The 19,840-nt window shown below is 57.8% G+C and carries 20 protein-coding genes and 3 tRNA genes; 14 read left to right on the top strand and 9 right to left on the bottom strand.

From position 1 onward, the window contains the following. The first annotated feature begins 5 nt into the window (after positions 1-5). On the top strand, positions 6-1,415 hold the full coding sequence (locus QM647_RS11805; protein WP_414995708.1) for a hypothetical protein: 1,410 nt from the start codon (positions 6-8) through the stop codon (positions 1,413-1,415). Positions 1,416-1,418: 3 nt separating this feature from the next. Here the strand turns inward: QM647_RS11805 and QM647_RS11810 are convergent, their stop codons facing one another. Next, complete coding sequence (locus tag QM647_RS11810; protein WP_414995709.1) at positions 1,419-2,849, bottom strand: FAD-binding oxidoreductase; 1,431 nt, start codon at positions 2,847-2,849, stop codon at positions 1,419-1,421. Positions 2,850-2,906: 57 nt separating this feature from the next. Between QM647_RS11810 and QM647_RS11815 the strand changes: the two genes are divergently transcribed. The 5 genes from QM647_RS11815 to QM647_RS11835 all read left to right on the top strand — a co-directional run bounded on the left by QM647_RS11815 (position 2,907) and on the right by QM647_RS11835 (position 8,909). After that, on the top strand, positions 2,907-3,362 hold the full coding sequence (locus QM647_RS11815; RefSeq protein WP_414995710.1) for an NUDIX hydrolase: 456 nt from the start codon (positions 2,907-2,909) through the stop codon (positions 3,360-3,362). A gap of 678 nt (positions 3,363-4,040) precedes the next feature. Beyond that, positions 4,041-6,494 carry an ATP-binding protein gene (locus QM647_RS11820; RefSeq protein ID WP_414995711.1) on the top strand — a complete coding sequence of 818 codons (2,454 nt, stop codon included), beginning with the start codon at positions 4,041-4,043 and terminating at the stop codon, positions 6,492-6,494. 155 nt (positions 6,495-6,649) lie between these two features. Beyond that, positions 6,650-7,546, top strand: a complete 897-nt coding sequence (locus tag QM647_RS11825) for an SPFH domain-containing protein (RefSeq protein WP_414995744.1) — start codon at positions 6,650-6,652, stop codon at positions 7,544-7,546. A gap of 10 nt (positions 7,547-7,556) precedes the next feature. Next, complete coding sequence (locus QM647_RS11830) at positions 7,557-8,045, top strand: NfeD family protein (RefSeq protein WP_414995712.1); 489 nt, start codon at positions 7,557-7,559, stop codon at positions 8,043-8,045. A gap of 81 nt (positions 8,046-8,126) precedes the next feature. Next, a complete protein-coding gene (locus QM647_RS11835) occupies positions 8,127-8,909 on the top strand; it encodes a hypothetical protein (protein WP_414995713.1) in 783 nt (260 codons plus the stop codon). Here QM647_RS11835 and QM647_RS11840 read toward each other — a convergent pair. Beyond that, positions 8,906-9,433, bottom strand: a complete 528-nt coding sequence (locus QM647_RS11840; RefSeq protein WP_414995714.1) for a c-type cytochrome — start codon at positions 9,431-9,433, stop codon at positions 8,906-8,908. The two genes, QM647_RS11835 and QM647_RS11840, sit on opposite strands and share 4 nt — an antisense overlap. Before the next feature lie 501 nt (positions 9,434-9,934). Here QM647_RS11840 and QM647_RS11845 point away from each other — a divergent pair. Both QM647_RS11845 and QM647_RS11850 read left to right on the top strand, forming a co-directional pair. Beyond that, a complete protein-coding gene (locus tag QM647_RS11845; RefSeq protein WP_414995715.1) occupies positions 9,935-10,393 on the top strand; it encodes a response regulator in 459 nt (152 codons plus the stop codon). Positions 10,394-10,518: 125 nt separating this feature from the next. After that, positions 10,519-10,887 carry a four-helix bundle copper-binding protein gene (locus QM647_RS11850; protein WP_414995716.1) on the top strand — a complete coding sequence of 123 codons (369 nt, stop codon included), beginning with the start codon at positions 10,519-10,521 and terminating at the stop codon, positions 10,885-10,887. 13 nt (positions 10,888-10,900) lie between these two features. On the opposite strand, the gene QM647_RS11855 is transcribed toward QM647_RS11850, so the two are convergent. From QM647_RS11855 to QM647_RS11870, 4 genes are all read right to left on the bottom strand, one after another. Continuing rightward, positions 10,901-11,161 (bottom strand): hypothetical protein, encoded by a 261-nt coding sequence (locus QM647_RS11855; protein WP_414995717.1) that lies wholly within the window; start codon positions 11,159-11,161, stop codon positions 10,901-10,903. A gap of 65 nt (positions 11,162-11,226) precedes the next feature. Beyond that, entirely contained in the window at positions 11,227-12,219 is a 993-nt protein-coding gene (locus tag QM647_RS11860) for a magnesium transporter CorA family protein (protein WP_414995718.1), read from the bottom strand. A 73-nt stretch (positions 12,220-12,292) separates the two neighbouring features. Continuing rightward, positions 12,293-13,537: a serine hydrolase domain-containing protein gene (locus QM647_RS11865; RefSeq protein WP_414995719.1), complete on the bottom strand. Its 1,245-nt coding sequence runs from the start codon at positions 13,535-13,537 to the stop codon at positions 12,293-12,295. Between the two features lie 182 nt (positions 13,538-13,719). Continuing rightward, a tRNA-Thr gene (locus tag QM647_RS11870) sits at positions 13,720-13,795 on the bottom strand. A 205-nt stretch (positions 13,796-14,000) separates the two neighbouring features. On the opposite strand from QM647_RS11870, the gene metG reads away from it, so the two are divergent. The 3 genes from metG to QM647_RS11885 all read left to right on the top strand — a co-directional run bounded on the left by metG (position 14,001) and on the right by QM647_RS11885 (position 16,690). After that, positions 14,001-15,716 carry a methionine--tRNA ligase gene (gene metG / locus QM647_RS11875; protein WP_414995720.1) on the top strand — a complete coding sequence of 572 codons (1,716 nt, stop codon included), beginning with the start codon at positions 14,001-14,003 and terminating at the stop codon, positions 15,714-15,716. A 76-nt stretch (positions 15,717-15,792) separates the two neighbouring features. Beyond that, positions 15,793-16,197, top strand: coding sequence for a DUF805 domain-containing protein (locus tag QM647_RS11880; protein ID WP_414995721.1), 405 nt, complete (start codon positions 15,793-15,795; stop codon positions 16,195-16,197). An 82-nt stretch (positions 16,198-16,279) separates the two neighbouring features. After that, entirely contained in the window at positions 16,280-16,690 is a 411-nt protein-coding gene (locus QM647_RS11885) for a DUF805 domain-containing protein (RefSeq protein ID WP_414995722.1), read from the top strand. A gap of 40 nt (positions 16,691-16,730) precedes the next feature. On the opposite strand, the gene QM647_RS11890 is transcribed toward QM647_RS11885, so the two are convergent. Then, positions 16,731-17,051: a YidB family protein gene (locus QM647_RS11890; RefSeq protein ID WP_414995723.1), complete on the bottom strand. Its 321-nt coding sequence runs from the start codon at positions 17,049-17,051 to the stop codon at positions 16,731-16,733. A gap of 12 nt (positions 17,052-17,063) precedes the next feature. Then, positions 17,064-17,861, bottom strand: coding sequence for a YjbE family putative metal transport protein (locus QM647_RS11895; protein ID WP_414995724.1), 798 nt, complete (start codon positions 17,859-17,861; stop codon positions 17,064-17,066). Positions 17,862-17,999: 138 nt separating this feature from the next. On the opposite strand from QM647_RS11895, the gene QM647_RS11900 reads away from it, so the two are divergent. After that, complete coding sequence (locus tag QM647_RS11900; protein ID WP_414995725.1) at positions 18,000-18,305, top strand: hypothetical protein; 306 nt, start codon at positions 18,000-18,002, stop codon at positions 18,303-18,305. A gap of 5 nt (positions 18,306-18,310) precedes the next feature. Here QM647_RS11900 and rlmB read toward each other — a convergent pair whose 3' ends face one another. Then, positions 18,311-19,213: a 23S rRNA (guanosine(2251)-2'-O)-methyltransferase RlmB gene (gene rlmB / locus QM647_RS11905; protein WP_414995726.1), complete on the bottom strand. Its 903-nt coding sequence runs from the start codon at positions 19,211-19,213 to the stop codon at positions 18,311-18,313. A gap of 164 nt (positions 19,214-19,377) precedes the next feature. On the opposite strand from rlmB, the gene QM647_RS11910 reads away from it, so the two are divergent. Beyond that, positions 19,378-19,461 (top strand) — tRNA-Tyr (locus QM647_RS11910). 193 nt (positions 19,462-19,654) lie between these two features. Continuing rightward, positions 19,655-19,728, top strand: a tRNA-Gly gene (locus tag QM647_RS11915). Positions 19,729-19,840 lie beyond the last annotated feature (112 nt).

The following is a 19,840-nucleotide window of genomic DNA, read 5'->3' on the forward strand; positions in this document are numbered from 1 at the left end:
ACCGCATGAAACTGAAATCGATCCTGCCTTCGCAGCCCCTGATCATGGGGCTGGCCGTGTTTGCCGCGCTTCTGTGGGCGCCGCAGATGTTCAATGATGGCGATACCTTCTGGCATCTGGCGGCCGGCAACTGGATCATCGATCACCATGCCGTCCCGCATACCGATCCGTTTTCTTTCAGCTTTGCCGGCAAGCCGTGGCTGATGCATGAATGGCTGAGCGAAGTCTTCATGGCTATCGTGTTTCGTCTGGCCGGTTGGTCGAGCCTGGCTGTTCTGACAGCCGGCGCCGCTGGTCTGACGACCTGGATCGTGGCCAGGGTGGCAGCGCGTTGGCTTGGCGGTATGGCGCTGTGGCTAACCGTCATGCTGGGCTTGAGCCTGATCGGGCCACACTTCCTGATGCGTCCGCATATTCTGATCCTGCCCCTGCTGGCGGCGTGGTGTGGCGAACTGGTCGAGGCGCGCGCCGATAACCGCGGTCCCGGCTGGTGGCTGATCCCGGTCATGGTCCTGTGGGACAATATGCACGGCAGTTTCCTGTTCGGCCTGTGCCTGCTGGCGCCCTTTGCGCTGGAAGCCTGGCTGGCGGCGCCTGTTGATGGGCGCCGGACTGCGATGATCCAATGGGGTGGTTTCGGTCTGATGGCGCTGGTGGCTGCCCTGATTACGCCGCATGGCTTCGAAGGCCTGCTGTTTCCGGTGAAGCTGCTGATCATGCCGGGGATCGCTGGTGTGACGGAATGGGCGGCCGCCGATTTCTCCAAATTGTCGCCGCTGGAGATCGGTATCCTGGGTGCGGTGTTCGTCATTGTGCGCCAGCGCGCCGAAGTGCCGCTGCTGCGTCTGGTGATCCTGCTGGCCCTGGTTCACCTGACCTTCAAACATTCCCGTCAGGAAATGGTACTGGGCGTGCTTGGCGTATTGCTGCTGGCCGAGCCACTGGGACGGACCTTTAGCGGATCGATCAATGGCACGCCGGGCCAGGTGAAATCGAGCCATATGGCGCTGGTGCTGACTGGTATTGCCGTTATCGCCTTGTCCGGCCTGCGCGTGGCCCTGCCGATCGCCGAGCCGCGCACGGCCAATACACCGGTGGCCGCACTGGCGGCGGTGCCGGCAGATTTACGCGCCCAGCCGGTGCTCAATCATTATGACACGGGCGGCTACCTGATCTGGAAGGGTGTGCGGCCGTTTATCGATGGCCGCACCGACATGTACGGGGCGGATTTCTTCGCGAGCTATAACCGCGCCGTCAGTCCTGACCAGGCCACACTCGAAAAAACACTGGCTGACTATCGTATCCGCTGGACCCTGCTGCGAGCTGACACGGGGGCCGCTACGACCATGGATCACATGCCGGGTTGGAAGCGCTTGTATGCCGACAGGCAGTTTGTCGTTCACGTTCGTGAGTAGCGTTTAGAATAATACGTGCGGGTTCATTATCCGTTTTGGATCAAGAGAAGCGCGCACGGCCTGCATGGCGGCCACGGAGACCGGATCCTTGTAGAGCCGGGCTTCATCCGTCTTCATACGGCCAAGGCCGTGCTCGGCTGAGATCGAGCCTTCATATTCGTGCACCAGATCGTGGACCACCTTGGCGCCGGCGTCGCGCATGGCGTTGAATTCCTCGGCGTCCATGCCTTCCGGCACGATGACGTTGAAGTGGACATTACCGTCGCCGACATGGCCAAAGGCCACCAGGCGCGCGCCCGGCAGGAAGGCCTCGATTGCCTTCTTGCCCTCTTCCATATATTCGGCCATGCGGGAGAGCGGGACGGAAATATCGTGCTTCCAGGCGGCGCCCTCGGCCTTTTCGGCAGCGGAGTGATCCTCGCGCAGGCGCCAGAACTCAGCGGCCTGGGTTTCATTCTGGGCGATGACGGCGTCCAGCACCAGCTCTTCTTCGAAAGCCGCTTCCAGCAGACGTTCCATCGATGAGGCCGCACCTTCCGGATCGCCGGAGGCCACCTCGATCAGAGCGTACCAGGGATATTCGTCGCCCAGGGGCTCGCGCGTATCGGGAATGTGCTTCAGCACCAGTGAAAGGCCATACCGGCCCATCAGCTCGAAGGCCTCGACCTGGCCGCCGGTTTCCTGCTTGGCACGGACCAGTAGGTCGATGGCTTTTTGCGCGCTGTCAAAGGCGACAATGGCGGTCGAGCGCGAATTCATGATCGGGAACAGCTTGAGCGATGCAGCGGTGATGATGCCGAGCGTGCCTTCGGCGCCGATGAAGAGATGCTTCAGGTCGTAGCCGGTATTGTCCTTGCGCAGCCGTTTCAGGCCATGGAAAATCTCACCATTGGGCAACACGACTTCAAGGCCGGACACCAGGTCGCGCGTCACACCGTAGCGCAGGACAGCCGTGCCACCGGCATTGGTCGAAATCACGCCACCGACCGTCGCTGTACCCTCGGCTGCCAGAGAGAGCGGGAAGTAGCGGCCGGCCTTTTCGGCGATCTGCTGGGCTTCGAGCAGGGTGAGGCCGGATTCCAGCACCATGGTGTCATCGGTGGGGGCCACGTCGCGGATGGTCTTCATGCGCTCCAGCGAAATCAGGATTTCACCGAACGGGATCTGCCCGCCGACCAGGCCGGTATTGCCGCCCTGCGGGGTGATGGCGACATTGTTGTCATAACAGATTTTGACGACCGCCGCGACTTCCTCGGTCGATTTCGGCAGGACGAGCAGGGGAGTGCGGCCTTTCCACTTGCCGCGCCATTCCGTCAGCTTGGGATCGACGCGCATCGGGTCTTCGCTCCAGCCGGCGTCACCTACCACGGCCTTGATCTGCGCGATCACTTCGGGCGAGACGGCGGGAGCTTCGGCAAAGGCAGGCGTGGACATGGAAAAGACTCTGGCTAAGGTGGGCGTTCGCGTTGCGTTAAGCGAGAGAGCCCGGAAGTGCAAGACACAAAACCTAATCAATCGGATCAGTTTGGCGGGTCACCTGACTTATATCCGATCCCGGCGGTTGGCGTGGTTTGCTGGCGCGGTGACGAGGTTTTGCTGATCCGGCGGGGGCAGGCGCCGCGCCAGGGCGAGTGGTCGATCCCTGGCGGCAAGGTCATGCGCGGAGAGAGCCTGCATGACGCCGCCCTGCGTGAATTGTTTGAGGAAACGGCAGTGAAGGCGAAGATAGGTGAACTACTCGCCGTTTACGAGATTATTGAGCCCCACTTTCATTACGTCCTGATCGACTATGCGGCGGAATATCTTGCCGGAGAACCGGTTGCGGGGGATGATGCGGATGATGTCATTTTTGTAACGATCGATCGGGCTATGTCATTGGTTGTAAAGGCGGATTTGCGCGACGTGCTGAGACGGGCCGCGCATTGGAAAACGCAAACGGGTAGCTGAAAAACACTGTGTCTTTCAGGGCGCGGTTTTATCCACAATTCGAAAAATCTTCAAAAATCACATCTTGCGGTAATTTCGCGTCTTGTGCGAACTTCGCTTTTGTGGTTAATGTCCATTAACGGTAATAAACGGTTAAAATCCGCTTTGTGAATCCGTATTGGGCAAGGCTGTATTTCGCTGAGCGATCAGAGGAACTCCAGACTGTGTCCAGGTCGTCTTGGTGCATTTTTTGGAGTTCGTTCATGAAGAAGTTTGTTGTTGCCGTGACTGTCATGGCCATCGCTGCCGGCGCCACCTTCGTCGCCACCAACGCTGGCGCTGTTCCGCCGGCCTGCAATCCGGCTCGCGCGTCCTGCATGTAATTGCTGGCGCTTTCTAGCGGTTGCTAAAAATTGCAAACGGGTAAGGCTATGCCTTACCCGTTTTGTGTTTTGACTTGCATTATTTGAAGTTTTTCGCACTTAAGTGAATGCTAAGTCTTTATCGGTAAGGTGACGGTTCTGATCAACGGGAGCCGTCATGGGGCGCTCAAAAACATGCTCGAAGAATAAGCATATGAGGCAGTGGGCCGGCCTTGTGTGCGCATTTTTTGCTGCCGGTTTGCTGGTGGCAATGCCGGCATGGTCGCAAGCTGTTTCTTCGCCCACAAACCCGTCTGAGGATTATCATCAGAAGTTGATGAAAGTGTATGAAGTCGTTTCCTCGACACCATACACTTACGATCAAAATGAAATTGATCGCTACGGACAATCGGCACTGGCCATGTCGGGTGATGAGCGCGTTTATGCGCTGTGGCGTGTGTTGTATGCTTACAAGATCAATCAGAATGAAGCCAAGATAAACTATTGGCATGCGCGCATTGTTGAAACAGCCCGTAAAGACAACGATCCAAATCTCGACCTCCTGGCGCGTTTCATGTTCCAGGCTTACCAGAATGAAATCAATGGCTATTCGGTTCTGAGTGAGCGTGAGTGGAATACCTATCTCACCTTGCCGGACCACGCTCTGCAGAACATCGTGGCACTGGAGCGCGAAAGACAACTGCAATATATGACGCAATGGGCCGAAGCGATCGATATGGGGGAAAACCTGATCGTTCGTGTGCGCGGAGAGGGGAAGCCCGCGGAAGGTTTGCTCAGCGTGGCGCAGCAAAACCTGGCCTATAGCATGACCAAGGTGGGCGATTACGATTCATACGCCGACCATGCGCTTTCCATGGTGCGTCTATCACAAAGCAATGCTTTTTTTCTGCAGAAAATGGATATGCTTTATGATCTGGCCTTCTTCGCCGCGCAGGATAACGACATTGTACTGGCCCAGCGTTTGCAGGCGCTTTATTCAAGTTATGTTCGCAAATATAACGTTGCAGACTTAAAACTGCTTGATGAAGAACTGTGTGCAACCGTTCAAAACCGCGCTGGAAATGATCAGGCGGTTATTGACTGCCTGAAAAATTCTTCAGCCATGAAAGGTACGATTGTAACGACCTTTGATGCCGTAAATTTGCGTTCTATTACAAAAGCATACGCGCGAATGTTCAATGTCGAACGCACCGAGTTTTATCTCGCCAAATTGAGGAATGTTCCCGAAAACATTTATGCGCGCGACCTGACGTTTGAGACCTATGTCGAAGCCTATTTAAAGACGGCCAAAGGAGATTCGTCCGCCGGTTTCCGTGATCTGGGGGAATGGGTGCTGGCTTACGACAAGCAGGCACAAGAGCGTCAGGTCTTCGCCGTTAAGGATATGTACAAGGCCCTGCGCAAAGAACTGGACAGCCAGACGGCTGAAAGCCGGCTGCTGGTCAAGCAGGTCGAGATGGGACATCTGCTTCTGGGCGCAGCTGGTCTGATCGGATTGCTGTTGCTGGTTATTCTGGCCGGCGGGGCTTTTTGGGTGCTGCGTATGCGGCGCATGCAATGGCGCCTGCGTGAGGCGCATGAGCACGCCGAAGCCGCCAATACGGCGAAATCGCGTTTCCTCGCCGTTATGAGCCATGAATTGCGTACGCCGCTCAACGGCGTACTCGGCATGGCCCAGGCGCTCAAAAAGGAAGACCTGAATGACACTCAGAAAGAGCAGGTGGACGTGCTTGTCGACTCCGGTCAGACTCTTATGGCGCTGCTGAATGACGTTCTGGATATGTCACGCATCGAAGCTGGCAAGATAGAACTGGCGCCGACACCTTCCACGCTGAAGGAAATGATCGAACGCGTGATCAACACCTATGGCTCCCTGCTGGACGGCAAGGATGTCATGCTACGTTACGAACTGGGCGAAAGCGGCACCCTGCCCATGACGTTCGACGTCCTGCGCGTTTACCAGTGTCTGTCAAATCTTGTATCTAACGCCTTGAAATTTACAGAAAAAGGCACGGTCCGCATCATGGCCTCTGCCATTAAGCACCAGGAAGGCGGCTATCGTGTCCGGATCGAGGTGAAAGACACCGGGATCGGCATGAGCAAGGCGACTCTCGACAAGCTGTTCGAGGCCTTTAGCCAGGCCGAAGCCATGACTGCGCGCAAATATGGCGGTAGTGGCTTGGGGCTGAACATCAGCCGTCGCCTGGCGGAACTGATGGGGGGGACCCTGACCGTGACCAGCGAGGAAGACGTCGGGTCTTCCTTTGTCATGACCTTCGAGGCCGGTGAAGCGACCGCCGCCACCAAGGTGGAGGCACCTGTTGAAATCAAGGCTCAGCCCAAGCATGATGAAAATGCCGACCTGCCGGGCATGCACATCCTTCTGGTCGATGATCATCCGGTCAACCGCAAGGTGGCGCGTCTGTTCCTGGAGCCTTTCGGCTTTATCATCACCGAGGCAGTGGATGGTCAGGAAGCGCTCGATCTCGACATGTCGCGTTATGATCTGGTGCTGATGGATCTCAACATGCCGCGCCTTGGCGGGCTGGAGGCTACGCGCATCTTCCGCTCGCAAGAGCCGGAAGGCCAGCATGTGCCTATAGTCGCCCTGACCGCGGATGCCATGCACGACCAGATCGAGGCCTGTCATGCTGCCGGCATGGACGCGCACATCGCTAAACCGATCATCATGGAAACCCTGATCGATACGGTCGCCGGCCTGCTGCATCTCGACCAGGGACGCACGGAAGCCGACGCCGAGGTCGCCTGACTTCTGGCACGCCGATTTGACTAGGGCGTGACGCGCTCCCCCTGTATACTGCCGCCGGATATTGTTACGGCGTCATATAAAGGGGGAGGCCCAAATTGCTGCAATCCATTTCCATATTCGGTCCCTTGAGCTTCGTGATCATCGTTCTGGGCGTTATGCTGCTGTTCAGCATCGTCAAGATCGTGCCGCAGGGTTACGAATATACGATCGAGAATTTCGGACGCTATACGCGCACGCTGAAGCCGGGCATTGCCTTCCTGACGCCATTCGTTGAGGCCATTGGCCGCAAGGTCAATATGATGGAGCGCGTTTTCGATGTGCCGCAGCAGGATGTCATCACCAAGGACAACGTGAACGTCAAGGTAGATGGCATTGTTTTTACACAGGTTATAGACGCGGCGCTGGCAGCCTATCGTGTCGATAATCTTGACAATGCGATCACCCAGCTGGCCATGACCAATCTGCGCACCGTGGTGGGCGCCATGGAACTGGATGAGGTGCTCTCCCAGCGCGATGCCATTAATTCAAGGCTGCTGAACGTCATTGACCATGCCACCAGCCCGTGGGGCGTGAAGGTAAACCGCATTGAAATCAAAGATTTGAAGCCGCCTCATGACATAACGGATTCGATGGCCCGTCAGATGAAGGCCGAGCGCGAACGGCGGGCCCTGATCATAGAGGCCGACGGCGAGAAACAGGCGGCGATCGCCCGTGCCGAGGGCTCCAAACAATCAGCCGTGCTGGAAGCGGAAGGACGCCGCGAGGCCGCTTTCCGTGATGCCGAAGCGCGGGAACGCGCCGCCGAAGCCGAAGCCAAGGCGACCGACATGGTGTCTCAGGCGATTTCCAAAGGCGATATCAACGCCATCAATTACTTCGTGGCGCAGAAATATGTCGAGGCCTTTGGCAAGTTCGCCGAATCGAACAACAGCAAGACCCTGATCATGCCGGCAGACATGTCATCCCTGGCGGGCATGGTCGGTGGCGTATCCGAATTGATCAAGACGCTGGGGGCAGATGCGCCGCCCAAGGCGCCGGCGAAGAAAGCATAGGGAGGGGCGCATGGATATGAACGCGATACTGTTGATGGGGCCAATGGGGTTGAACGCCTTCTGGCTGTGGTTCATCTTTGGCCTGCTTCTGCTGGGCGTGGAAGTCTTTCTCGGTACGCAGTGGCTGCTATGGGCGGCGGCTTCAGCCGGTGTCGTAGCGGTGATCTGCCTGACCGGCCTGCCATTCGGCGTTTTCCTCCAGGCCCTGACCTTCGCCATTCTCAGTGGCGTGTTGGGCGCCATGACGCCTCGCTTCCTCAAGGTGAGTAGTCACAGCCCGGATGTGAATGACCCGCATCGCCGTATGGTTGGCAAACAGGCCAGGGTGCTGAGTGGTTTCGAACCGGTGGCGGGCGGGGAGCGCACCGGCCGCGTGGTGTTCGATGGTGTCGAATGGCCTGCGGTCCTTGGCGCCGGCGGTGAGGGCGCATTGACAGCCGATGACCGCGTGGTCATTGAGCGGATATATGAAGGGCGGGTCTTTGTAAGGCCAGCCTGAATTCTCCTTCTGGTGGCATATTGCCAGTTTTACCATTCTTTGGTTAAGTGATGCCTTCGGGGTATGCCAAAGGGGGGGAACATGTTGAACTGGCTGCGACTGGCCGTGCTGGTCATCGGTATGGCCGTGCCGTGCTTGGCGCATGCCGGTGCCTGGCCTCAGGGGAAGGGCGATACACAGGTCATCATCAGCTACGAACCAGGTCATGCCGACGATGCCTTTGATGCGTCCGGCAGCAAAACCCAGGCATTCAATACATGGAAAAGCGATGAGACTTCCGTCTATATTGACCAGGGTGTGACAGAGCGGTTGGACCTGACGGCCAAGGTGAATTATCGTGATTATGTTACTGACGATGAAAGTTTTTCAGGTTTAAGTTCAGTTGAACTTGGCGCGCGCTGGACAGTGAAACGCACCAGGGATTCCGTCTTTGCCCTAGGTGCCAGCGTCGAAGGGCTTGGTAAGGGCAAGCGCAGCGATGTCGATATCAGCGGCAGAGGCGGTACGGATTACGACCTGCGCGCCTATGCTGGCCGGAATTTCAAGCTACTCGGCAAGCCGGCCTTCATAGATCTCCAAGCGGCCCGCCATCTGCGTCAGTACGAAGCCAGTCAATGGCGCGTCGATGCCACGATCGGCATAAAGCCGTCGCCGAAATGGATGGTGATGGCGCAGGTCTTTGCCGGCCAGACCGATAGGGAAAGCTGGGGGCGTGCCACCTGGGCCAATAGTGAGTTCAGCGTGGTGCGCCGTTTCGGGCCGCAGCAGCGCACAAGCGTTCAGGTCGGCTGGCGGCAGACAACGGCCGGTCGTGATGTGCCGGCGGCGAAGGCCCTGGTCGTCAGTGTTTGGAAAACCTTTTAAGGCGCGCTGGAAGCTGAGTCGGCAGCGCCCGCCGATGGCGCATAGGGCGTAGTTTCCATCTTGAGCCAGGCAATCAGGTTATGGCGATCTGTCTCCTTCGGAATACCCTGGTAGCTCATCTTGGTGCCCTTGACGACCGCCTGGGGAGCGGCCAGATAGGCGTCCAGCGTGTCGAAATCCCAGGTCACATTATGGGCCGTCATGGCTTCGGAGAAGGTGTAGCCGGGCTCCGTGCCGGACTTGCGACCGAAAACGCCATAGAGGTGCGGACCGACCAGATTCATCTTATCTGGACCGACGGAGTGGCAGGCGCGGCACTTGTTGAACTGTATTTCACCGGCGGCCAGATCGGCGGTGTTGTAAGGGGCGGGGAAGGTGGCCTGTATGGTGGCTTTTTCTTCGGCACTATAGCTGTGTGGGGCCGCCATGATCATGTCCGGCGCATCGTCGTTATCGGCCGCCTTCTGGCTGCAGGCGCTCAGTATCAATCCTGCGCTTATGAGGAGAAAAAGAGTTCTGGTCATGACTGGCCCCTGTGGCTTTACACGGCTTTTCTAGGCCAGTTTCAGGCGTGCTCGCAAATATAATTTCAGACCGCGTTATGACGACGCACTGCTGTCCATCGGGGCAGACGCCGGCACTTCACTGGGGGCAGAGTCTCCTGGGCCTTGATTGCAGGCTGCCAGACAGCTCACAAGAAAGCTTGCCGCTAGAAAAATACGGAAACACGCGCGTGAACCGGGCATGACAGGTCTCCATGATCTTCGGTCCAGTTTATCGAACCTTGGATGGATCATAGTCCGAATATACCCTTACGGCATATGGCTAATTGGGCCGGGTGACCAGATGCCGCAGACCTGTTGCAAAACACCCTCAGTCGTAAAACCTGATCAACAGGAAAAGACCTTGTTCATATCTCTCGAATAAGTGTTTTCAATTGGTTGCACAATGTCAGTAATATATTGACGTGACGTAGGGGCAGGACGTACGGCCATGCCGGCGTATTGAAACTCGGGAACAGGCGAATGACGGAAGCACCTGCGGAACGAATCGCCAATGTGCTGCTGATCGATGATCGCAGGGCGGATGTCGAACTGACGCGCGTCTACCTGCAGGTCCGCGATCGGCTGCAGTTCAACCTGCTGGTCGCCAATGGCGCTAAAGAGGCCCTGTCCGTTCTGCAGGCCGCCGCCCACCGGGGCGAAAGCATCGATCTGCTGCTGGTGGATATCAATATGCCGGGCATGGATGGCTTCGAACTGCTCGAAGCCCTGCGCCGCGATCCCGCGCTGAAGCATATTTCGGTGGTCATGTGCACGGGCTCGACCTACGATCAGGACCTGGCGCGCGCACGGGCCCTGGGGGCGGCCGGCTATATGGTCAAGCCGGCCTCGCTGGCGCAGTTGCGCCCCATGCTGCCCGATATGCCCGCGCTCAGGCTGCTGGACGACGAGGTAGGAATAAGGCTGCTGCGCGCGGCCTGATGACGCTGACTTGATACGCTTATTGGGTGCTTATGTTTATGCATTGATTTAGCCGTGTAATTTCACGCGGACCGGGTTTTAATGCACTGATGTAGGGGGCTGGGCTTTTAAAGAGGAGACCCGCCATGCGAAACCTGCCCGAGCAAATGAAGGTTTGCATCGAACTCTGCTGGCAATGCCGCAATACCTGCCAGGACACCTTCTATAACCATTGCCTCGATCAGGGCGGCGACCATGTGGCGCACGATCATGCCCTGCTGATGACCGACTGTATCCAGGCCTGCCAGACGTCCGCCGACTTCATGGTGCGTGACTCAGCGCACCATATGGCCGAATGTATGGCCTGCGCGGAAATCTGCGAGGCCTGTGCTGCATCCTGTGACAGCTTCGATTGCGACGAGATGAAACGCTGTGCTGAGATTTGCCGGCGCTGCGCCCAGTCTTGCCGCGATATGAGTCATATGGACGCAAAGGTGCCAGTCGCGGCTGAGTGAGGCCTGTTGGCGGTCAGGATCGGCGATATGACTGGTCGCTGTCCTGGTTGTCGCTGTTGGTGCGTTCTTCCGAACCATCGACATAGAGGTTGATCGAGCCGTCGGCTGCGGTTTCGACACGGTTGACGACAGCCGGGCCGCCAAATCGGTCGCGCATGTTTTCATCATTGATGCGATGCTCGGGCTGCGGCACGTCGAGGAACCTGAAGTCGTTCGACAGGTAGATTTCCTCGCCCGTATTGTTGTCGAAGAGATGATAGACGGTATCGGCCATGGGAATGTTCCTCCAATAAGGGTAGTCTGCCACGCCGGTTTGTAAAAATAGGATATGAAACTTGCTTACAGCCAGCCCTGACGCTTGAAATGAATATAGGTCAGGCTCGAGACCGCCACCATAAGACCTAATGCCACAGGGTAGCCGATCTGCCAGTGCAGTTCCGGCATGTGGGCGAAGTTCATGCCGTAGATGCTGGAAATCAAGGTGGGCGGCAGGAAGAAGACCGCCACTATCGAGAAGATCTTCGAGATCAGGTTCTGCTCGACATTGATCATGCCGAGCGCCGCATCGAGCTGGAAGTTGATCTTGTCCGACAGGAAGTTCGTCTGGTTGAGCAGGGCATCGGCATCGAGGATCAGCAGGTCGAGGTCTTCCTTCAGCTCAACCTGATCGGTACGCGCTGCCTTGCGGAAGAAGATCAGCATGCGTTCCAGGCTCTGCAGGCTTTCGTGAATCTTGGAGTTCAGGTCGTTCAGCCCGCCGAGTTTCTGCAGGACCCGACGCATGACGATGGACGGATTGCCCTGCTTGTTCTCAAAGGCATGGTCGTCGAATATGCGCCGTGACAGGTCGTCCAGACCATCCACCAGCATTTCCATGTGCCAGGCCACGCGCATGAACATCTCTTGCATCAGGCCCTCCATCACTTCGGGACCGGACTGGAAGGCCTCAGGGTGATTGAGCAGGCGCTGCTGGAAATGGCTGAAGGAGGTGGGGGCAATATGGCGAATGGTCACCAGGCAGCGGTCGGTCAGGATGAAAGTGACCGCGCTGGTCTTCGGATGGGCGGAATTGATCTTGTGCAGGATCGCGGCCGTCATGAAGGTGGTGCCGCTTTCGGTGTAGAGCCGGTTGAGCGCCTGGTTGCGCCAGATTTCCGCCCGTGACGGGATAGCGATGGCGAGATGGTCCCTGAGATAGCGCTCTTCCTCGGGCACCGGGTTCTGAAGATCGATCCATACCGATCGGGTCAGGATGTCGCCGTGATTTTCCTTCACGCGGGCCAGCAGGGCGGTCTTCAGCACATCCTGGTCGCGGTAATAGGCTGTCATCATGGCGCGCACACCCTCAGGCGCACACCGGCGCCATGTCAGGTATAGGAGCAGAGTTTAAAGGTTTTACGACGCTCTACACGAGGCCAAGATGTTCGAGACCCAGACGGCTGGCCTCGGTTTTCAGCTTGCGCTGTACCTCGGAGAAGCCAGGAGCGCCGCCGCCATCACTATTATAGAGGATGGCCACGGTCAGCTTGCTGTCGGTGAAGCTGCGCAGGTGGCCGGTAAAGCCATTGATGCGGCCGCCATGCGCCGCCATCTTTAGGTTGTTCATTTCGCCCAGGCCCTGGCCGAGGCCGTATTCCAGCGGGTCGGCGCCCTGGCGCTCATAGGCCGGCTTGCCGTTTTTCAGCAGGGTCGGGGTCAGCATGGCCTTCAGGCTTTCCGGTTTCAGCACCCGGCCGTCGAGCAGAGCGCCATGCCACAGGCAGAGGTCCTCGGTCGTGGAACGGATGGCCCCGGCGCCGCCGGCGAAGCTCGGCGAAATCGGCAAGGTCAGGTCGTACTTAGTTGGCGCACGGAAATTCGGACGATAACCGCTGCAGACGGCGGTTGTATTGGCGGTCTTGTCGATCGAGGTCTGGGTCAGGCCGGCGGGCGCGAACAGGTGCAGCGAGCAGAAGTCGGCGAAGGCCATGCCGGACAGGCGCTCCACAATGATGCTGAGCAGGGTAAAGGCGCTGTTGCTGTAAAGCCAGGTGGCGCCGGGCTGTGCCCGGTAAAGTGGCTGGCGGGCGCTGATGATCGAAAGCAGCTGATCGGCGGTGTAGTCGTGCGTCTGGGCTTCGGTCAGTATGCTGTCGGTCTGGCCATTGATGTAATCGCCCATGCCGGATGTATGGCTGAGCAACTGGCGCAGGGTGATATCGGCGGCGCGCGGGAAGGCTGGCAGGAATTTGGCCAGCGGATCGTTGAGCGTTAGCAAGCCGTTCTCGCCAAGCAGCAGTATGGCGGCGGCGGTGAACTGCTTGGTGATCGAACCGACGCGGAATTCGGTCTGAGGGCTGACGACCTTGCTGTTTTCAATGCTGGCGAGGCCAAAGCCCTGGGAATAGAGCAGGGCGCCGGCGCTCATCACGCTCAGACTCAGGCCCGGCGTCAACTGGCGGTCGACCATGCCCTGGGCGATGGCGGAAAGTTCGGGCCAGTCGAACTGCGGCGGCGCCAGCACTTTCTTTTGCAGAGCAGGGATCGCCGCGGGCTTTTCGATCGTGCGTATCAGGGCCGGCGCGGCCGCATTCCCTGCCAGGCCCGCCAGCAGCAGGCCGAGGGTGGAGCGGCGGGTCAGAATGGCCGGATTTTGATGCGTTGCGGTCATAAGCGTACAAACCAGTCAGCTTCCCAGCGCCTTGCCCTCTGCGCCTGCGGAAGTAAAAAATCGATAACGAATCCCGCCCCGTTCGCGGAAGAGTCTAGGCTAATCGCTAAATGGTTTCAAAAGTCTTTTAGTAAAGACTAAATTTACCAAGGTCATAAATTTGTGAATAACTGCCGGGGAGGTGGTGCCGGTTGCAGGAATCGAACCCGCGACCTGATGTTTACAAAACAACTGCTCTACCATCTGAGCTAAACCGGCATTAGGTTCCGGACATCAAAGTCCGGCAAGTGCGTCACGACGCACACTGGAAGTGCGGTCTTATGCCGATGCCGCTTCGCGATGTCCAGATGTAATTTCGAAATAATGCTTGCTCTTGACCGGGCGAGAAAATAGAGGTCTGCCTCTGTCCAGAGCCTTGATCTTTGGGCACCGATCTTTGAAACGATAAGACAAGACCCTATCCATGTCCCGCATCCTGATCACTTCCGCGCTTCCCTATATCAACGGCATCAAGCACCTGGGCAACCTGGCCGGCTCCATGCTGCCTGCGGACGTATTCGCACGCTTCCAGCGGGCGCGAGGCCATGAGGTGCTCTATATCTGCGCCACTGACGAGCATGGCACGCCCGCCGAGTTGGCCGCCGCCAAGGCGGGTCAGGACGTGCGCACCTATTGCGACGAGCAGCACCTCATCCAGAAGAACGCTGGTGAGGCGTTTGGCCTGAGCTATGACTGGTTCGGTCGTTCGTCTTCGCCGCAGAATCGCGAACTGACTCAGATGTTCTGCGAGGCGCTCGATAAAAACGGCTTGATCGAGGAACGCGTCGACAAGATGGTCTTTTCTATCGATGACGGCCGCTTTCTGCCGGACCGTTATGTCGAAGGTACCTGTCCGCACTGCGGTTACGACAAGGCGCGCGGTGACCAGTGCGACAACTGCGGTCGCCTGCTGGACCCCACCGACCTGATCAATCCCTATTCGGCAGTTTCCGGTTCGCGCAATCTCGAAGTCCGCGACACGCGCCACCTTTATCTCTTGCAGACGAAGGTTGAACCGCAGTTGCGCGAATGGATCGCCGGCAAGTCCGAATGGCCGCAACTGGCATTGTCCATCGCCAACAAGCATCTCGAAGAGGGGCTGATCGATCGCGGCATCACGCGCGACCTGAAATGGGGCGTGCCGGTGACCAAGGACGGCCAGCCGCGTCCGGGCTTCGAGGACAAGGTCTTCTATGTCTGGTTTGACGCTCCGATCGAATATATCGGCTCGACGCGCGAAATGTTTGACGCCAAGGGCGATCCCGATGGCTGGCAAAAGTGGTGGCGCCTCGACAAGGGCGCCGATGACGTCCGTTATGTCGAATTCATGGGCAAGGACAATGTCGCCTTCCATACGGTCAGCTTCCCGGCCACCATTCTGGGTTCCGGTGAACCGTGGAAGATGGTCGATACACTGAAGGCCTTCAACTGGCTCAACTGGTACGGCGGCAAGTTCTCGACCTCGATGAACCGCGGCGTCTTCATGGACCAAGCGCTGGAAATCCTGCCGGCCGATTACTGGCGCTGGTATCTGGTGGCCAATGCGCCGGAAAGCTCGGACAGTTCCTTCACCTGGGAGCAGTTCCAGGCGACGATCAACAAGGACCTGGCCGACGTGCTGGGCAATTTCGTCAACCGCATCCTGAAGTTCACCGAATCGAAGTTCGACGGTATCGTGCCGGCCGGCGGCGAGGCTGGTCCGCTGGAAGAAAAGCTCTATGCCGATGTCTCGGCCCTGCTGGTCGAAGCGACAGAGGCTTTCGAGGCGATGGAGATGCGCAAGGCGGCGCAGGCCGTTCGCCGTATATGGGTGCTGGGCAATGAGTACCTGCAGGAAGCCGCGCCCTGGACGGCATTCAAGACGGATGTGGAACGCGCCGGCGTCATTGTGCGCCATGGCCTGAACCTGGTGCGCCTCTATGCCGTGCTGGCCCAACCGATCATTCCGTTCGCCGCGCAAAGCATCGCCGATTGCGTCGGTGTGACCCTGCCGTTGGCCTGGCCATCGAACGACGCGCGCGCCGAACTGAGCCAGCTGACCGCTGGCGCCAAGGTGCAATCCGGCGAAGTGCTGTTCAAGAAGATCGATGACGATATGGTCGCCGAATGGTCGGCGCGTTTCGGCGGCAGCGAGGCGTAACAGGTTACAGCGAATTCATTAGCCTAGACCGCTTCCTGGCCTATACTTCGAATATCGTAATGATCGGGGGTATGTCATGAATCTCGTCCAGTTTCTGTTCAGCTTCCAGGGGCGGGTGCGTCGCCTGCACCTGTGGCTGTTTTTCCTCGTCCTGTCCGTGCTTTACGGCGGCATGTTCTGGCAGTTCGGCCATATCCATATCGATTACGGCAGCGGCTGGATGAATGGCCGCCATGACTGGTACGGCCCAGGCTTCTGGTTCATCGAACACAATCCTGGCTTCGGCCTGTTCGGCATTGTGGCGGTCTGGATGAAGCTGGCCGTCATCGTCAAGCGCTGGCACGACCGCGATAAATCCGGCTGGTGGATATTGATCGCCCTGATTCCGCTGATTGGATGGCTGTGGCAGCTGATCGAATGCGGCTTCCTAGACGGTACGCAGGGACCGAACAAGTATGGTCCGTCGCCAAAGGGATTGTAGCGTTTGAGGCTATGAAGCGCCCCGGATTCGTGTTTAGCTGACACCGGTAAGGCGTTCATTTAATTACAATCAGGGGAGTCTCATGGATTTCAGTAACTGGAAGACGGCGCTTTTCAGCGCTCAGGGACGCATTCGCCGTCGCGACTGGTGGCTGTGGAACATTATTGTCGCCATTGCCACGCAGATTGTCTTGCAGATTGTCATGGCGGTCACTGGCAGCGCCGCGGCCTTCATGCAGAATGGTCAGTTTCCGCTGCCACTGATCATTGCCTACATCATCATTCTGCCGATCAATCTTTGGATCGGTGTCTGCCTTACGGCCAAGCGCTGGCATGACCGTGACAAGTCAGCCTGGATGTACCTGATCATCCTGATACCGATTGTCGGCCCGATCTGGATGCTGGTCGAATGCGGTTTCCTGGATGGCACGCAAGGTAATAACAAATATGGTCCATCGCCCAAGGGAATCGGCGCCACGCCGGATGTGTTCTGAAAAAAAAGCGGGAAGGTTCAGACCTTCCCGCTTTTTTCGTTTAACCACCAAAGTGCTTCTTGGCGGCGCCGGGCAGGTGCTCCGACAGGTACTTTGCCGCGTCATCGACCGACAAGCCGGTCTTTTCGGCAATGGCCGACAGCTTGTCAACGCCGAGGATCGACTTGAGCTGCTCGGCGTCGATGGCGTGATGTTCGCCACTTTGCCACTTGTCGACCACATGGCTCAGGCCGTTGGAGACTAGGTGCGCCAGCAGGGCGGTGACGCCGCCGATCAGAGCGCCTTCGATCATCATGTGGATGATCCCGTGGCTGTGGTGGTGGTCTCCGGACTGGGCCAGTTTGGCGTGCAAGTCAGACATATGCATTCCCCTCTACTTTTTCGGCAGCAACTCGGTAAAGAAATCGTGCCACCAGGTGATTAAATCAGTGGCCATGACCGGCGCGCACTTGAACGTCGTGTCGCAATGACCGAACTCCCAGATCTGGTGACCGCCTTCCCAGATCATCTTCAGCGCCACGAACAGCACGACGGCCACGCCGATATAGGCAATCCAGCGGTATTTATGCAGGATATTGGCGATCAGATTGGCGGCAATCCCCATGGCGGCGATGGAGAGCAGCAGGCCGAAAACCAGTATCGGCACATGGTGCTGGGCGGCGCCGGCCACAGCCAGCACATTATCCAGCGACATCGAGATATCGGCCGCCAGAATTTGCAGGGTGGCGGAGAGCAGTGTCTTGGCCTTGCCGCTCCGGGCCTTCAGCTCGGCGGCCGCCACCTTCGCGGCCATTTCCGGGTCCTGGAGGCCGGTATGTTTGGCGGCCTCGGCCAGGGCGGCTTCGGCGGCCTGGGTTTCATGGTGCTCGCTCAGTTCGCGCCACATCTTCCAGCATACCCACAGCAGCAATATGCCCCCCGCTAGCAGCAGGCCGACAATGGCCAGCAGTTGCACGGTCAGCAACACGAAACCGATGCGCAGGATAACAGCGCCGATCAGTCCATACAGAATCGCCAGCCGGCGCTTGTCCGGCGCTAGACCGGCGGCGGCGATGCCAACGGCGACGGCATTATCGCCTGCCATGACGATATCGATGAAGATGACCTGCACCAGGGCCAGGCCCTGCGACAGCAGGGCGGGGTCGATATTGAGGAAGGTCTCGATCGCCACGGGATCACCTGAAAGAATGGGGTTAACCCTTGATAAGCTACCGGCGTTTCATGTCAATTCTTAGCGGCAGGCACAGGCCTTAATAAGTTCGCCTATACTGTGTCTTTAAATGGTAAGAAGAGTAACCGGAAATTCGAAATGGATGACGATAATTATTGCTTGCTGGTGATTTTAGGAGAGGCCACCTGTTCGGGAGTTGGTTTGTCGTCAAAATATGCCATGGGCGACCGTTATTCGATAATTGCCATTATCAAGGCGGATAGTGAGGAAGAGGCCTACTCCATATTTGTGGGTAATTGTGCGGCTGCAGGGTGGGAAAAGGCCAAAGCGAAACGAATCGGCGAATTCGTGGCGAGTGGTGATGCAGAATATCTCTTAAACGCGGAACGCGACGCGCGCGAAACGGGATATGGTTGGATCGTCTATCAGAAGATCTTACATTGAACCGTTTAGCGGCGCGCACAGGCCTCATATAATGAAATAGACGCGGCGTGGCTGACATTGAGGCTCTCGAAGCCGCCGGGCATGGGGATGCGCGCCAGGTGATCGCAGTGTTCGGCCACCAGCCGGCGGATGCCTTCGCCTTCCGCGCCCAGCACCAGAACGAGCTTCTTCAGGCTGCCGCCCCAGCCCTGCTGGGCCAGAAGCTCATGCAGGTTGAATTCGCCTTCGCCGGCCAGACCGATACTGACATAACCATTTTCGCCAAGCGTTTCTAAAGCGCGTGACAGATTGGTGACCCTGGCAAACGGCACCACATCGACGGCGCCCACCGCCGTCTTGGCCAGAACGCCCTGCAGGGCCGGGGAGTGACGGTCCTGCATGACCAGCCCCTTGACGCCGAAAGCCGCGGCCGAACGGAAAATGGCGCCAATATTCTGTGGATCAGTCACCTGATCCAGCATCAGGATGACATCCAGGCCGTCCCTGGCATCGCGTTCCATCAGATCATCCAGCGATTCGCCTTCCAGCACGGGCGCATGCAAGGCCATGCCCTGATGGACGGCATCGGGCGGCAGCAGGCGCGAAATCTCGCTCATCGGCAGGCTGGTTATACGGATATCCTGACGCTTGAAGAGGGCAGGCGGCGCCGATTTCGTCCGTTCCTCACTTAAATAGAGACGGATCGGGCCCTGGCGGGTAGAATTTTTCAGGGCCGCTTCCACCGCATGCGCCCCCCACAGCCAGCCATCGAAATTGGCCTTAGGCTTCTGTTTGAATTGAGGTTTATCGTCGCGCCGGCTGTCCTGCGCTGGTTTTGTGACAGCCCCTCTGGGCTTGTCCACAAAATTTTGTGACCTGTTTTTACCCGTTTGCGATTTACGGTCGTTGCGTTCACGAAAAGAGGACACTATAAGACGCGCTCCGATTTGAGGCCTGAGAAAGGCTTTTTGACTGATCCGGACGGTCTTTACGACCAAAGCCTGTGAATCAAAAAGTTTTTTTTCATTTTAGGGCTTGAGCTTTTTCGGAAGCTCGGCTTTAAGGCGTCCGGCAAATGACTTTGTGAGTGTTTGGGGGAATGTCCCGAGCGGCAAAGGGGGGGGACTGTAAATCCCCTGCGTAAGCTTCGCAGGTTCGAGTCCTGCTTCCCCCACCATCACTCCAAGTCAGCCAGGCGGTCTCCAATCAAAAATGAAGAAGCAGTGGCTACTCTGGGATCATCGATCCCGGCAAGGGCGACTGCCCGTCCGAGCTGATGCGAGGAGCCCTCCAAATTTCATGGAAATTTGGCTCTTTGCAGACTTCGAACATTTCTTAGAAATGCTCGGGGGCGCTTTGAGCGGAAAAATGCGGGTATAGCACAATGGTAGTGCAGCAGCCTTCCAAGCTGAGGATGTCGGTTCGATCCCGTCTACCCGCTCCAAACTACACTGACGTTTTTCAACCTTAGCCCTTCAGGGCAAATTGGAGCCTTAGACCTATGGCCAAGGAAAAATTCAACCGCACGAAGCCTCACTGCAACATCGGCACGATTG

Source organism: Asticcacaulis sp. (assembly GCF_047605585.1).
GTDB lineage: Bacteria > Pseudomonadota > Alphaproteobacteria > Caulobacterales > Caulobacteraceae > Asticcacaulis.

Coding starts and splice junctions, on each gene's coding strand:
- QM647_RS11805 (WP_414995708.1), top strand. CDS start 6: ATGAAACTGAAATCGATCCTGCCTTCGCAGCCCCTGATCATGGGGCTG.
- QM647_RS11810 (WP_414995709.1), bottom strand. CDS start 2,849: ATGTCCACGCCTGCCTTTGCCGAAGCTCCCGCCGTCTCGCCCGAAGTG.
- QM647_RS11820 (WP_414995711.1), top strand. CDS start 4,041: ATGAAAGTGTATGAAGTCGTTTCCTCGACACCATACACTTACGATCAA.
- QM647_RS11825 (WP_414995744.1), top strand. CDS start 6,650: ATGCTGCTGTTCAGCATCGTCAAGATCGTGCCGCAGGGTTACGAATAT.
- QM647_RS11830 (WP_414995712.1), top strand. CDS start 7,557: ATGGATATGAACGCGATACTGTTGATGGGGCCAATGGGGTTGAACGCC.
- QM647_RS11835 (WP_414995713.1), top strand. CDS start 8,127: ATGTTGAACTGGCTGCGACTGGCCGTGCTGGTCATCGGTATGGCCGTG.
- QM647_RS11840 (WP_414995714.1), bottom strand. CDS start 9,433: ATGACCAGAACTCTTTTTCTCCTCATAAGCGCAGGATTGATACTGAGC.
- QM647_RS11845 (WP_414995715.1), top strand. CDS start 9,935: ATGACGGAAGCACCTGCGGAACGAATCGCCAATGTGCTGCTGATCGAT.
- QM647_RS11850 (WP_414995716.1), top strand. CDS start 10,519: ATGCGAAACCTGCCCGAGCAAATGAAGGTTTGCATCGAACTCTGCTGG.
- QM647_RS11855 (WP_414995717.1), bottom strand. CDS start 11,161: ATGGCCGATACCGTCTATCATCTCTTCGACAACAATACGGGCGAGGAA.
- QM647_RS11860 (WP_414995718.1), bottom strand. CDS start 12,219: ATGATGACAGCCTATTACCGCGACCAGGATGTGCTGAAGACCGCCCTG.
- QM647_RS11865 (WP_414995719.1), bottom strand. CDS start 13,537: ATGACCGCAACGCATCAAAATCCGGCCATTCTGACCCGCCGCTCCACC.
- metG (WP_414995720.1), top strand. CDS start 14,001: ATGTCCCGCATCCTGATCACTTCCGCGCTTCCCTATATCAACGGCATC.
- QM647_RS11880 (WP_414995721.1), top strand. CDS start 15,793: ATGAATCTCGTCCAGTTTCTGTTCAGCTTCCAGGGGCGGGTGCGTCGC.
- QM647_RS11885 (WP_414995722.1), top strand. CDS start 16,280: ATGGATTTCAGTAACTGGAAGACGGCGCTTTTCAGCGCTCAGGGACGC.
- QM647_RS11890 (WP_414995723.1), bottom strand. CDS start 17,051: ATGTCTGACTTGCACGCCAAACTGGCCCAGTCCGGAGACCACCACCAC.
- QM647_RS11900 (WP_414995725.1), top strand. CDS start 18,000: ATGGATGACGATAATTATTGCTTGCTGGTGATTTTAGGAGAGGCCACC.